Below are 12,851 nucleotides of genomic sequence, written 5' to 3' on the forward strand. Positions count from 1 at the left end.
GCTGTTGCCTCCTTTCAATTTTCATCCTCGTTTCTCAACACTAGGCTTCTTCTATTCAATCATGGCTCCCAAAAAAATCTGCTGAAGTCGCTTTGTATCAAGGTTCTTCAGCTTTTTGGGTTATAGTATATATCACTTAGAAGGGGCTAAATAGCAAGAGAATAAGTAGATAAAAATCCATAAAAAAGAGCCGATATGTCAGCACATACCAGCCCTATTTTGTATAGCCTTATTTTAAAAATGCATCAGTAAATCCGGCAGATTTCAACTTCTTTAGTAATGTTTCTGCATTCCCTTTATTGGTGAAGGCCCCCACTTGCACCCTATAAAGTTTTTGATTGTCTGGAGGCTTACTAGATTTAACAACATTCAAAGCACCTACATCAATCCAACTCATAATCCCTGCAGATTCCTTATTCGTCTTCTTATCGACCTTTTTACCTAATAGCACACAATTCTTACCGCCTTTAACAACTGGCTTACCATTCGAAATAATCTGGGTCACTTTATGATAAGAGCCAGTTTTGACCCAAGCTGGGATACTAGCACCACCGGGATAATAAGTACTTGCTGAAGATTTTACCTCCACCACATCTCCCACCTGAATAGATGTTGATTGATTAATAGTAGGTTTACCGCCTGTTTTATTAAGCGCAACTTTAACAGCCGCACGGAAGGAATTCATGCTTTCCCCATGCTTCGGAAACCAATGCATCACATCCCCATGATTGCTTGCAATACCTTTTTTTGCTCCTTCAGAATGGCAAATAATATCTTCTTCTGTTAATTCATATTCCTGGCAAAGCATCACACAAAGATCTACTGCATTCTGCCAAGCCTTTCTAAAATAGGACTCGTTCTTTGCAACATTGTAGCCAACCATCGTTGAGCCTTTACCATAAGAAAAGCCACCCGGTTCGCAAATTTCAAAACCTATGTGCGTATTGTTCCCTGTACCACCGCAATGCCAACCTCTATGGTTCCAAGGTAAGTACTGCCATACTTCTTTATCATCAACAAAAGCATGAACACAAACTTGACGATTGGTTTCACCCGACTTGTACGACTTATTCCAGCGACTAAACCAGTCTGCTGCCATCACACCAGGAGTTGCAGTCGAGTGAACCATAATTCCTTTTGGTGAGATTTTCTTCCCAACTGTAAAACAATCGTTTCTTGTCATATATTTAGCGTTTAGTTTCATTCTTATCTTCTCCCTTGCCATGTAATTGTGCTAAGACATCTTTCAATTTTTGTGGAATTGGAAGCCCGATTCTTGAGCCATTTTCCATTATGCTGATGCCCTCATTGGAGAGATAAAAAAAGATGACGGCTGTTCGAATAACACTGCCCTCACCAATCAGTCGGCTGTCAATGATATGAGCTATCCCGACAAGTATAAAAATAAGGATCTTTTTGAAAATCCCTCGAGCACCAATTTCACTGGAAAGCTCTTTATTAATAATGGCCACCATAATTCCAGTAATATAGTCTACAATGACAAAAATAATAAGAGCATATAAAAATCCATCAAGTCCCCCAAGGAACCAGCCCAACCAACCGCCCACTGCAGCAATTACCGTTTGTAAAACAATCCAAAGTTCTTTTATTGCCATGTTTCTCCCCTCGCTCTCCAATCCGTTTTAATCTATATAAAAAGACGCCTGTGACAAGAGAGCCACAAAGCGCCTGTATTTTCATTATTTAATACGGAGCATAATACACATAACCACTGGCTTTCACATAAAACCCATCCCCAGGAACATAAATAGCTCCACCGAATGTATCCGAATTAGTTGTTGTAAATCCCGGTTGTTCGACTCCTTCCCAAGTCAGACCATCAGCCGATACATAAAGCATGCCTTCATTGAAAAGAGCATATTTCCCCCAATCCTCCATCCAGATGATGTTCTGTGGATTCGGAATTTTGTTATTGGCTAGATTTCCGACATGCGATAGGTTTGTTTCCGTCAGCTCCGTAGCACTATCGTTCATGACACACAAATTCACATGAAAGATTCCACTAACATATCGATATTTCATGACGAAAAGTTTATCGTGAACCGAGCGGACATACATATAATATGTATTTAAATCCTCTGAAATAGTCGTAGACCAAGAACCAGGGCTTGAAGTGCTTGCCGATGCAATCGACCGATCACCTCCAACGATTCCGATAAATCTTCCTTTATGTGCTGTCATATAGCTAAAAATAGGAACGGAAGTCCCGTCAGCACCTACCAAAGTCCAAGCCACTCTTTGTGTTAATGAAGCAAAGTTGTAATATACGGGAGACTTATAATACCACCAACTAACCACTCCGGCTCCCCTATTGCTGTCATATGCTCCAGTGGTCATGGAGTTCTGTGCCCCCTGACAGTAACCAGCATTATACCAGGTGATGCCATCAAATGAAGCGATAATATTGGCCAAGCCTATAATTTTGGCTAAAAACACACCATCGCCTGCCCATAAAATTTCTGGGGCACCGTTATTCCACCAAGAAACATTCACCACGGTCCATTTTCCAGTGGCTTTATTGTAATAGGACATATATGGGGTCTTTGCACGATACACGGCAATCTGTGCGTTCCCATTGTCGTGAACATCAATTCTTGTTTCACTTCCATACTTGGTATAGCCAAAATCATTATAATATTTCCTTTGCCAACTTAAGGTGGGGATGGGAAGAATGAGTTCACCCCTGCCTCCAAAAGCAGTCCAGATGGCTAGTGTATTATTAAAATTACTATGATAACTCATGCCCTATCCCACCACCTTTTTAATTCCAGTAATCCGACCACTACTATCGGTCGTGTAGGTATAACTAGCCTTTTCACCATCGACATACGTAATTTCAAATCTCGAAGTATCCACCAATAAAGTTGATACCTCTTTCAACAGTAGCTCTGAAAAAATATCCTCTAACGTAATACTTGTAATTCTTCCATTGCTATCCGTTGTGTAGTTGTATTTTGCGTGATATTGATGGGTATCTCCCTTTTCCACTTCATAGGTCACATTAATAAAGCCCGCATCCACAGACAGACTTTTTACAATGGTGTAGGATACTCCGAGCTGGTCCATTTTAAATTGAAGCCCTTCAACTGAACTTCCAACATCAGTGAGCGAACTTTCCACTTTACTCATGGAACTTTCAATTCTATAAAAAGTATCTGAAATGCTAGGCTTATAGCGTCCAACCTCAACCCGAATGTCATATCGATAAAAAGGATTGTATTCTAAAGAGATGATCCTCGTTTTGACATCAATACCAAGAGGCTTGAAAACGATATGGACATTATCCCCTACTGCTAGACTCATCAGTTTGAAAAAAGAAATATCATATGAAGAAGCATTTTCTCGAGAATCGTGGGATACAGCTACATTGGTGACGTTTTTACTACCCATTACGAGTTGATAGTCGCTACTGCCCCGGTGTTTGCGAATATTAATCTTGTAGCCATCGTATTCTATTTCGCCACCAAGGATAGCGATATACTGCATCAAAGCTGCCCGTCTTGATACTTCCTGATTAATTTTCATTGTACAGCTCTCAGTAAAATCTACTGTTCCGGCTGAAAAAGGAGTTCCTGATAATAGCTGATTTAATCCAGCCGCAGGAGCTCCCGTAAAATCAAACGCATCTATATTAAAAATCTCGTCATTTAAAATGTAAGAGACATGCTCACACGTGACAGAACAGACTGGAAGGCTACCTTGTAACGACTTCGCTATTTGTACAATTTCAAAATACTGATTATTTAGCTTAGCGAGTTGCTTCGTTTTTAAAGCAAGAGCAGACTTGGCTAGCACAGTAAAGGACAAGGTAAACTCTCCCTCGAGTGTCTCTCTTACATTCGCAGTCATGACCTTTCGAATGGATTGAATGAGTGTATTCCCCGCATAAATGTCAATCACCAATCTGCCCTCCTTTTACGAACCTGCAACTCCTAAGTTTCTAACGGTTACTGTATTTCGATTCCACTGAAGCTGGGCGATAATTCTTGTTAGGACATTGCCGTCAATCGTAAGTGGAATCGTGACATCGAATGTGGTTCCATCCGTCCCTTTTGCAGTAGCGCTTACTTCGCTATTGAGGTCAAGGCCAAAGTCAGTAGGAATGGCTTCTTCCATATCCTTTTCCACACCTTTCATGGCATCTGAAAAACCAACACCAATCCCTTCACCCATGTTTTCACCGATACCAGCAAAAACTCGTGAAGGTGAACGAATCCCAAGGACACCTTTTACACTACTAACGATGCCACCGACAAAACCGCTAACCTTATCTTTTATCCAGCCAATCATGGAAGCAATCCCATTCCAAAGCCCACGTACAATATTCACTCCCACTTGACCGATGGAAACAGCCGCTTTTCCAATTCCAACGATGATTGCAGAAATAATCTGCGGTAATTGCGCCACAAGCTGAGGGATAGCTCGGACTAATCCCGCTGCCAACTGAATGATCAATGAAATACCCAACTCAATAATCTTAGGGATATTCCCGGTAATAAAGGTAATGATTGATGAAATAATAGCTGGCAATGCTTCTATGAGTCTAGGCAGAGCATTGATAATTCCTACGGCTAAACCTTCTATAATTTTAAAAGCCGCCTCCAAAACCATGTCGAGATTGTTTATGATCGTTTCTACAATTAATAGAATCGCTGATACTATGGATGGAATAAGGTTAGGTAAAGCCTCACCAATCCCAGTTGCTAGAGTCACGACCATAGTTAATGCAGCTTCGATTAAGGCAGGGAGGTTGGCGAGAATACCCTCTACCAAACTAAGAACAAGGTAAAGTGCTCCTTCTGTGATTTGAGGTAGAGCCTCTATAATCCCTTGGAGTAGAGTCGTCACGATTTGCATGGCGGAATCAATGATCATTGGGAGGTTTTCTACGATTGCACCAACTAAGGACATAATAATTTGAAGTCCTAACGTAACGAACTGAGGCAATTGCTCTGTGATAAGTTCTGTAATACCGGCGACAGTCTCGCCAATCACCTCTGCAATTTTTTCAAAATCCCCATCTGCTTCATTAATCCCATTCGATAAGCCAGAAAATAAATCAGTGATCCCTGCAGACACTTCGCTCACAGCAGGCAAAAATACGCCTTGTAAGGAGCGTTTTACCCCCTCAATGCCATCAGTCAGGTTATCGTATTTGACCTCTGTAATTTGGGCCAGTGCGTCTCCGCTTGCAATGGTACTATCTTTTATCCCACCAAGAACTGGTAATATACTAGCTTCTAAATCTTCAAACTGTGTACCAAACAACTGCACACCAATTGTGTTTTTAAGAAGCGGATCTTCAATTTCTTGAAGTTTTTGAATGACACTAAAAAAGGCGGCATTGGCTGTTTCCCCACCTTGAGCAAACTGCTTCGTCATTTCTTCTGCATTAAGCCCAAGAGCAGTGAAAGCCTCCATACTTGACTTACTACCGTCTTTTGCCCGGATGTTAAATTCTTTTACGGCATCCCCAACCTTATCAATACTGAAAGCTCCACTTTCTGCCCCCGCTACTAAACTAGCAATAAATTCATCGGCACTAAGGCCAAGTGAAGCATATTGTACGGAGTATTCATTCAAGGTATCTAATAGATCGCCATTTTTATCGGCACCGTTTTGAGCACCAACAGCAATAATGTTATAGGCTTCATCTGCAGAGATGCCAAAGTTTTTCATAAGAGCACTGGCTGCCCTTGCCGATTCCTGCATATCGAAGTCAAAAGTTTTCCTCAAAGCAAAACCGGACTCGGTGGCTTTTTCTAGCTCTTCACCCATGAGTCCGGTTATCTTTTGTACCTCTGAAATTCCTACTGCCACATCATCCAAGCTGTCACCGAAATTATGTTTGTACACATTTTGAGCAATTTCTCCCAGCTCTTCTAGTTCGGCACCTGTTGCGCCAGTTGAAGCAGAAATTTGATTGACGGCCATGTTGTACTCATCACCAAGTTTAATCAGGCTTGCCCCTGTAGCAACCGCAGCGGTTCCAATAGCGGCTACCGCTGCACCAATCGTTGCTCCGATTCCTTTTAAAACGCCACCCAACTTTTCAAAACGACCAGAAGCATCTTCAGTCTGATCCGCTGCATTCTGTACTTCATCAGCAAACTCCTCAACTTCTCCTTCAGCATCATTGAACCCTTCATTCAACTCTTGTATGGCTTGATTGTTATTCTCAAGTTCCCGCTCCATCTTCATCAGTTCAGACTTTGCGTTATTCAGCTGAATTTGCCAGTTTTGGGTTCGTTTGTCTGTCTCTCCAAATGAATCTGCAGCATTTCTTAATGCGGCTTCTAACGTGCTGATTTTGTCTTTTTGGGCATCTACTGACTTGGTGAGCGTTCCATTTCTTGCTGTAAGAGCTTCAATGGATCTGTCTTGTCGGTCAAACTGCGAGGTTACAAGTTTCATTTCACTGGCTAATACTTTGAAATTTTGATTGATATCCCTCAAAGCATTTTTAAAGTCTTTTTCTCCCTCAACACCAATGCGGAGGCCAAAATTATCAGCCACGACTCCACCTCCCTTCTTCGCAAAGTATCCCTACCTAAATCCCCACTGGAATCACATCATCAATAAAAAGCTCCTGCTTTGGTTTAGCAATGCCAGTAAACTGTTTATGACATTCCCATAAATCCATTAAATAACCCATCGGCATCAGCCACACTTCTTCTTCTCTTCGATCTAGCTGAGCTGTTCCATAATAAAGAAGTCGGATAAACAATTCATCATCACTTACCCGACCTCCACGTTTTTTGATGGTTCACTCTGTATATGCCGTTTTGTACCTTTCAACATACTGGCCATAATTGCGTTTTTGTACTCTGCCAGCTCAAAAGGAGTAGTCAACAATTCAACTTCTTCCTCTTTTAGCAGGTCTTTCTTCAAATCTTTATTTCGTAAATTATGAATTAGGATCGACTGATTCGCTAACAACGTGATGAGCCAAACGATTTCATCTAAAGCCATTTCAAAATCTTTCGTATTCATCAGTTTTGTTCCGAGATTTTCAAGACCGCCATAGCGTTTGGCGATTTCCTTTGTTGCCTTTGTGGTTAGAATCAATTTGTATTCCAATCCACCAACTTCAATGACCGCACTTCTTTCTTCAGCGGCAAAATCAATATCTATCGCTTCATTTCCCATTTTCCATCATCCCCCTATGTAACATTTACTGTCGCAACATTCGACTTAACGGCACTTGCACCAGTTGAATTCAGCACACAGTAATAGTAGTAAGTTCCCGCTGTCAGATCCTTTGGAATGTTAAAGCTTGCTGATGTTTCCCCATTAATAGTTGTTCCACCAGTTGTACTTTCCACCGTATTTTCATACCACTGATAAGTAACAGGATGAATCGTATTTGTGCTTGCAACCACTGATAGACTACCAGAAATGCTACCCTCTACCACATCCGTCAATTCAGCTGGCTGCGTAAGAATTGTAATCATGGGTGTGACGGGTGTAAAATCAGGCTCATAGACAGTTTTGAACCAATTATTGATGGTCTCTAAGGAAACACCATTGTCACTTTCCGTCACTTCTGCCTTCCATGGATGTTTATTTTCACCATCCAGCTTATTTCGTCTAAACACCGTTCCTTCTATGGTGGGACTGCTAAACGTAATCGAATCCCCTTTTGTCGCAAGGTTGGTCGTGGGAATGCTAAAAATAACCCGATAAAGCCAAAAGTAACGGTATTTTCCATTTGATTTCTTGGCACGAAACCCAATCGCCACAGGATTCCCACCATCTTCACTTCTTGAAACCACGACATTGTTGCTGTCGATTTTACTTCCTGTTAAATCCTGGGCTACTAATGCACCGATATCATCGATACCAAGTGTTAACGTCCCGCTCTTAAATTCTTTTACCACTTCAGATGCTCCATCATCCGCATAAAGAATTGCTTCAATTAGTTCCACACTTAGCTCGGCGGTCATCGCTTTGGCGAGGATTTTCGGTGTTCCATAGGTTTCGGTGCCATTTTCGTCCTCTGTGATATTGGCGTAATACAAACGATCCAATCCTATAGTTGCCATTTACCCTTCCTCCATTTCATATTCTTTTAGTACATCAATCGCATAGTGATGATATTTAGTATCATCTTCAAATCCGATATATTGCCGGTCGGTTATTGTTATCTCTCCAACTAAAAGAGCCTTTGTTAATTGCTTTTTTAATGCCTGGTAATTCTTTTTAGTAAAAAGAGAAAGCCTTGCTTCTTCGATAACGGATTGGGCCTTGTTGTCTGCATAAAAATCCAACCTGTCCGACATTGGGGTAATGACGATATACTCTTCAGGTGGCTTTTTAGAAAAAAAGCCTGTTTCAATTGGAACTCCAATGGGCTCAAGTAGCTCCACTAAATCCTTTAACAAACTCATAATCTTTCAATCTCCCTATCCAATGCTTGTTCCATGGCACTTATACAGGCTTTCCTCGTAGCCGATTTGGTTGGTTTTAACCATGGTTTCGGTGGTTGACCGGATTTTCCGTATTCGATAACGGCTGCTTTCAAAGCATTGGAAACACCTTTGCTATCTTTCGTTGTAGGTACACCAACACGAAGATTCCAGTCTCCTTTTGCATCTTGAACAGGTTTTGTCGTTTCAAGTGAGGCTAACAATTCCCCGGTGGATTGAGATGGCTCCTTAGTTCCTTGACCAATTCTCGCTGCTAGATTGTTTTTTGCTTTTTGAATAACAGGCTTGGATCCTTTTTCTAGCACTCTTGGAACAATTTCATCAAAGTGACGATTGAGCTTTGAGATTTTTTCTAAAAATTCATCAGGCATTTTCACCGCTGCTCTTGCCATCCAATCACCCCTTCGAACCTGCAATTCTTTGTGCTAGCACTTCCATATACATCCCACGCTCTTTGATATCCTCCACACTTAAAATGTTGTAACGTTGGTCTTTACAAACAATAATCAAATCTGTTGTAATTTCTATGCCACGAGGTTTTCTAAAACGAAAAAGAGAACTAGCCTCACTAAAGCTAGCCCTGTTTTTCCATGCTTCACTTCCATGCTGATTTTCCTTGTAGGCCCTCATGGATGTGACGAGGAGCTCCTGTTTCGAGACAAACCCTTCCTCATCCCTAATTGATACTTCTTCATGTATCTCTATAAAACTATTCATTTTTCCAATACTCATATGATCACGTCCTTATTTAGACGGAGAAGCATATTAACCACATTCCACACTTGTTTACTCGCTTCCACATTGTCAGCAAAAAAGCCACCAGTGCTACCATCCCGACTCTCAAAAAAGTGGGATGATAGCATAATGACAGCCTGTTCAGTGGTTGGGTGCATTGGGTTTTCTTTATAAAAACCATCTGGTTTCTTTTGATAACTCTCTGCATAGGAAACAGCGGCAGTGATAAAGCTGGAAAGCAGGGTGTCATCTTCATCATGGTTTAGGATTAGGTTTTGTTTTACCTTTGGCAATAAATCCTCCATCACTGAATCCCCCTTATTTCATCAAACCAGCCGCTTTTAGTTTGGCTAAAAGAGCATTAAAATCGGCAACAAGACCAGCAACATCAGTCGCAGTAGAATCCTTTTGATTTACCGCAGGTTGTAATTGAGCTCCATCGAATAGAAGTTTCCCATCAGAAGCAATTTCCAAAGTCCCACCGATAACTGTTCTCTCGCCGCCTTGTTCCGTATAATTTTTTACATTACTCATGGCTATCACCTACCCTTTCTGTTGCAGCACTTTGATTGCTTCAGGGAGGATTAGTTTCCCGTCAACCCGCTGTGTGGCTTTAAATCCAACTTGGCCCGTTGCGGCATACAGTTCATTTAACCGCTGGAAGGAACGACCTTGGCGATCCGCTACCCAATAGTATCCGAAATCACCAAATGCAACGGTCTTGGCTCCCGCTTCAACCGTTGGTACGTAGGCGGAAGTTTTCACTGGTCGATTTAAAATCGTATCAGGTTGTCCCGCTTGAATGGATGGTTGCCATAGGTACTGGCCATTTCCATCTTTCAATTTTCGAATCAGTTTGACTGTCGCATCATTCATAATAAAGATAGCCTTTTTACGATAAGGGGATTTTAATGAATAAAATAAATCCATAATCTCATCAACTGAAATGGCGGTTGTAGAGGTACCAGTGACCCCAAGTTCAGCGCCACCCGTTGCATTAAAAATGCCAGTCGGTTTTCCGGTGCCGTCTCCTACAAAGAACGCTTCTTCTTCCTTAGCACCAATCCGTCTGGCAAATTCTTTTGCAATATACGCTTCTAAATTGAATACGCTGTCGTTCAATAACTCTTCTGATACTTTGATCATCGTTGCAAGCTTATAAGCCCCAATGGAAACTTGACCAAAGCTATCATCTGATTCAGGAATCAAGCCTTCCTCATCCACCCATGAAGCTGTTCCCTTTGAGGCAACGACTGGAATTTTCCGATCACCTGAAGAAGTCGTGATGACCTTCGCTAATGAGCGGAAGATGTTCTCTTCTTCTAAAGATTCAATAAGGGTACGTTCAAACTCATCCGGAGCTAGGTAACCCCCTTCAGAATCCGTTCCAACCTTTAATGCATTTTGTACATCATAATTGCTTTTGTTTCTCATCGCTCTCCAGAATGCATTTCTGTATTCATCGGTTGCTCGTCCTGTTTTTTGCCCTTCAACACCCGCTGGTTTAGAAGTAATCGGTTGATTGATTGGCTTGGAAAGTTCTAAATCAATGGCCTGTTGTCGTTCTAATCGGTCAATTTCTTTCCCTAAATTAACGACTTCTGTCTCCATCTTTTCATAGGTTGCAGTATCCTCTGCGGAAAGTAGTCCATTTTCTCCTCTTTTCGAATCAAGAAAGGCTTTCGCACCTTCCCATGCTTTTGCTCGTTTTTCACGTAGTTCTAAAACTTTACTCATCCAAATCTCCTCCTTAATATTTCAAGAGTTCTAATCTCTTGTCTAAAATGCTGATATCAGTACCTGTTTTCTTTTCCTTTTGCGGCAGCTTGTGTAAAAATGAATTCACCACAGCCATCTGACTATAGATGATTCCTTCTTCTGGAGAAGCTTGGGCACTTTCGTTTGCAAAAAGGATGCCATTAGCAAAGCCAAGCTCCATTGCCTTTTTGGAATTGAACCAGCTTTCCGCATCCATTAAGCTTGATAGCTTTGTCCTAGGTAAACCCGTTTTCAATTCATAGGCATTGATGATGCTTTCCTTTACCTCACTCAACATCTGAATGGCCTTTTTCATTTCAGCTGTATCTCCAAAAGCTATCGTCATCGGATTATGGATCATCATCATTGAAACAGGCGACATTAGCACTTCTCCACCCGCCATCGCAATAACGGAAGCAGCACTTGCAGCTATCCCATCAATTTTTACAGTGACATGACCCTTGTAATCCATCAGCATGTTATAAATTTGACTAGCGGCAAACACATCACCCCCAGGAGAATTAATCCAAATGGATATATCCCCGCTCTCATTGAATAGTTCAGATTTAAATTGCTTCGGTGTGACTTCGTCGCCAAACCATGTCTCTTCAGCAATGACACCATCAAGAAATAGTGTCCGGCCATCTTCGTTTTTGACCCAGTTCCAAAACTTTCTCATGGCTTATCCCTCCTCATACTTTTCTGTCCATGCTCCGGCCTTTGACATATCTACAAAATTCCCGTTCACTAAGTACTTGGATCCACCCTGCTCTTCAGGGATTAAGTTCATCTCTTCTAGTTCTCGGATGTCATTCGCAGACATCACTCCGTTTTGCCGCATGATTTGATAGAATTGCGCTCTTGAACCTGCATCTCCTCGGAGTCGCCCATTCAGATTAAATTTGATAAAGTATTCCTTCTTATCTGTTTCACTTAACAGGGCCTTCTTCATGGACTGTTCAATTCTAGTTACCCAAGGCATGATTGTATTGTCGATAAAGCTAATCGATTGATGTTCAATATTACTAAAAGTCGCTTTATCTAGATTGGCCACAAGGTGAGGTGGAACTCTAAAAATCCGGCAAATTTCTTCAGTCTGAAACTTCCTTGTTTCCAAAAACTGTGCTTGTTCTGGTGGAATACCGATACTTTGAAATTTCATCCCTTCTTCAAGGACAGCAATTCGATGGGCATTGTTAGATCCTTGATAAACTGCATTCCAGCTTTCCCGTATTTTCGATGGATCCTTAACCACACCGGGATGTTCTAATACACCACCAGGATTGGCACCATTAGCGAAGAACCTAGCTCCATACTCTTCGGTTGCCAAGGCCATTCCAATCGCATTTTTAGCCATAGCAATCGGTGAATAACCAACTAGTCCATCAAAGCCAAGCCCAGGAATATGAAGCACTTCCTCACTTCGAAGGATGACCGAACCCGTGTCTTTTCGGTATTCATAATAAAGTTCCCCTGTAGAAGTTCTATCTACCGCCATCCTATCTGGAAGTAAAGGATAAAGAGATAGTACATTTCCTCTGCCATCCCGGATAATCTGGGCGTAGGCATTTCCCCATAATAAAAGATGACTCATCAGTGTTTCTCTAAACACGAACGAAGTCATCTCGGCATTTGGCTCATCATGGAGCTTGTAATATAAACTGTTTTCTACTGCTTTTTCCTTCCCATTGTCAGTGTATCTGTATAGATGTAGCGGGAGACTTGCAATGGTTTCTGCTAGAATTCGTACACAGGCATAAACTGCAGTGGTTTGCATTGCTGTTCTTTCATTGACTGTTTTTCCACTTGTGGTACCACCAAAGAAAAAGCTGTAGGTACTACCCACAAAGCTGTTCTTTGGACCATCTCTTGATTGAAAAAGTCTAGATATCAATGGTATTTTCATTC

At 41.6% G+C, this 12,851-nt stretch carries 16 protein-coding genes; all 16 read right to left on the reverse strand.

All coding sequences use genetic code 11. The features are described from left to right. Positions 1–229: 229 nt before the first annotated feature. The 16 genes from MKX65_RS22500 to MKX65_RS22575 all read right to left on the reverse strand — a co-directional run bounded on the left by MKX65_RS22500 (position 230) and on the right by MKX65_RS22575 (position 12,849). On the reverse strand, positions 230–1,204 hold the full coding sequence (locus MKX65_RS22500) for an N-acetylmuramoyl-L-alanine amidase (protein WP_340905725.1): 975 nt from the start codon (positions 1,202–1,204) through the stop codon (positions 230–232). Then, positions 1,188–1,616, reverse strand: coding sequence for a phage holin family protein (locus tag MKX65_RS22505; protein ID WP_340905726.1), 429 nt, complete (start codon positions 1,614–1,616; stop codon positions 1,188–1,190). Before MKX65_RS22505 ends, MKX65_RS22500 begins: the two co-directional genes overlap by 17 nt. A gap of 88 nt (positions 1,617–1,704) precedes the next feature. Continuing rightward, the gene (locus MKX65_RS22510; protein ID WP_340905727.1) at positions 1,705–2,763 is read right to left on the reverse strand and encodes a hypothetical protein; all 1,059 of its coding nucleotides are present in this window, start codon (positions 2,761–2,763) and stop codon (positions 1,705–1,707) included. A 3-nt stretch (positions 2,764–2,766) separates the two neighbouring features. Next, complete coding sequence (locus MKX65_RS22515; protein ID WP_340905728.1) at positions 2,767–3,921, reverse strand: hypothetical protein; 1,155 nt, start codon at positions 3,919–3,921, stop codon at positions 2,767–2,769. A 15-nt stretch (positions 3,922–3,936) separates the two neighbouring features. After that, complete coding sequence (locus MKX65_RS22520) at positions 3,937–6,537, reverse strand: phage tail tape measure protein (RefSeq protein WP_340905730.1); 2,601 nt, start codon at positions 6,535–6,537, stop codon at positions 3,937–3,939. 34 nt (positions 6,538–6,571) lie between these two features. After that, positions 6,572–6,748: a hypothetical protein gene (locus MKX65_RS22525; protein WP_340905731.1), complete on the reverse strand. Its 177-nt coding sequence runs from the start codon at positions 6,746–6,748 to the stop codon at positions 6,572–6,574. A gap of 11 nt (positions 6,749–6,759) precedes the next feature. Beyond that, positions 6,760–7,170, reverse strand: a complete 411-nt coding sequence (locus MKX65_RS22530) for a hypothetical protein (RefSeq protein ID WP_340905732.1) — start codon at positions 7,168–7,170, stop codon at positions 6,760–6,762. A gap of 14 nt (positions 7,171–7,184) precedes the next feature. Next, positions 7,185–8,066, reverse strand: a complete 882-nt coding sequence (locus MKX65_RS22535; RefSeq protein ID WP_445677935.1) for a major tail protein — start codon at positions 8,064–8,066, stop codon at positions 7,185–7,187. Further along, entirely contained in the window at positions 8,067–8,411 is a 345-nt protein-coding gene (locus MKX65_RS22540) for a hypothetical protein (protein ID WP_340905733.1), read from the reverse strand. It lies immediately after the preceding gene. After that, complete coding sequence (locus MKX65_RS22545; RefSeq protein ID WP_340905734.1) at positions 8,408–8,842, reverse strand: HK97 gp10 family phage protein; 435 nt, start codon at positions 8,840–8,842, stop codon at positions 8,408–8,410. Before MKX65_RS22545 ends, MKX65_RS22540 begins: the two co-directional genes overlap by 4 nt. A 4-nt stretch (positions 8,843–8,846) precedes the next feature. Then, positions 8,847–9,182, reverse strand: a complete 336-nt coding sequence (locus MKX65_RS22550) for a head-tail adaptor protein (protein WP_340905735.1) — start codon at positions 9,180–9,182, stop codon at positions 8,847–8,849. Further along, positions 9,179–9,490, reverse strand: a complete 312-nt coding sequence (locus MKX65_RS22555) for a head-tail connector protein (RefSeq protein ID WP_340905736.1) — start codon at positions 9,488–9,490, stop codon at positions 9,179–9,181. The genes MKX65_RS22550 and MKX65_RS22555 overlap by 4 nt, the downstream gene beginning before the upstream one ends. A 13-nt stretch (positions 9,491–9,503) precedes the next feature. After that, on the reverse strand, positions 9,504–9,719 hold the full coding sequence (locus MKX65_RS22560; protein ID WP_340905737.1) for a head fiber protein: 216 nt from the start codon (positions 9,717–9,719) through the stop codon (positions 9,504–9,506). A 9-nt stretch (positions 9,720–9,728) separates the two neighbouring features. Beyond that, complete coding sequence (locus tag MKX65_RS22565) at positions 9,729–10,922, reverse strand: phage major capsid protein (protein WP_340905740.1); 1,194 nt, start codon at positions 10,920–10,922, stop codon at positions 9,729–9,731. A 13-nt stretch (positions 10,923–10,935) separates the two neighbouring features. Continuing rightward, positions 10,936–11,622, reverse strand: coding sequence for a head maturation protease, ClpP-related (locus MKX65_RS22570; RefSeq protein WP_340905741.1), 687 nt, complete (start codon positions 11,620–11,622; stop codon positions 10,936–10,938). Between the two features lie 3 nt (positions 11,623–11,625). After that, positions 11,626–12,849: a phage portal protein gene (locus MKX65_RS22575; protein WP_340905742.1), complete on the reverse strand. Its 1,224-nt coding sequence runs from the start codon at positions 12,847–12,849 to the stop codon at positions 11,626–11,628. Between the last annotated feature and the right edge of the window lie 2 nt (positions 12,850–12,851).

Origin of the sequence: Robertmurraya sp. FSL R5-0851 (assembly GCF_038002965.1) — a bacterium.
GTDB lineage: Bacteria > Bacillota > Bacilli > Bacillales > Cytobacillaceae > Robertmurraya_A > Robertmurraya_A beringensis.

Coding starts and splice junctions, on each gene's coding strand:
- MKX65_RS22500 (WP_340905725.1), bottom strand. CDS start 1,204: ATGAAACTAAACGCTAAATATATGACAAGAAACGATTGTTTTACAGTT.
- MKX65_RS22505 (WP_340905726.1), bottom strand. CDS start 1,616: ATGGCAATAAAAGAACTTTGGATTGTTTTACAAACGGTAATTGCTGCA.
- MKX65_RS22510 (WP_340905727.1), bottom strand. CDS start 2,763: ATGAGTTATCATAGTAATTTTAATAATACACTAGCCATCTGGACTGCT.
- MKX65_RS22530 (WP_340905732.1), bottom strand. CDS start 7,170: ATGGGAAATGAAGCGATAGATATTGATTTTGCCGCTGAAGAAAGAAGT.
- MKX65_RS22535 (WP_445677935.1), bottom strand. CDS start 8,066: ATGGCAACTATAGGATTGGATCGTTTGTATTACGCCAATATCACAGAG.
- MKX65_RS22540 (WP_340905733.1), bottom strand. CDS start 8,411: ATGAGTTTGTTAAAGGATTTAGTGGAGCTACTTGAGCCCATTGGAGTT.
- MKX65_RS22545 (WP_340905734.1), bottom strand. CDS start 8,842: ATGGCAAGAGCAGCGGTGAAAATGCCTGATGAATTTTTAGAAAAAATC.
- MKX65_RS22550 (WP_340905735.1), bottom strand. CDS start 9,182: ATGAGTATTGGAAAAATGAATAGTTTTATAGAGATACATGAAGAAGTA.
- MKX65_RS22555 (WP_340905736.1), bottom strand. CDS start 9,490: ATGGAGGATTTATTGCCAAAGGTAAAACAAAACCTAATCCTAAACCAT.
- MKX65_RS22560 (WP_340905737.1), bottom strand. CDS start 9,719: ATGAGTAATGTAAAAAATTATACGGAACAAGGCGGCGAGAGAACAGTT.
- MKX65_RS22565 (WP_340905740.1), bottom strand. CDS start 10,922: ATGAGTAAAGTTTTAGAACTACGTGAAAAACGAGCAAAAGCATGGGAA.
- MKX65_RS22570 (WP_340905741.1), bottom strand. CDS start 11,622: ATGAGAAAGTTTTGGAACTGGGTCAAAAACGAAGATGGCCGGACACTA.
- MKX65_RS22575 (WP_340905742.1), bottom strand. CDS start 12,849: ATGAAAATACCATTGATATCTAGACTTTTTCAATCAAGAGATGGTCCA.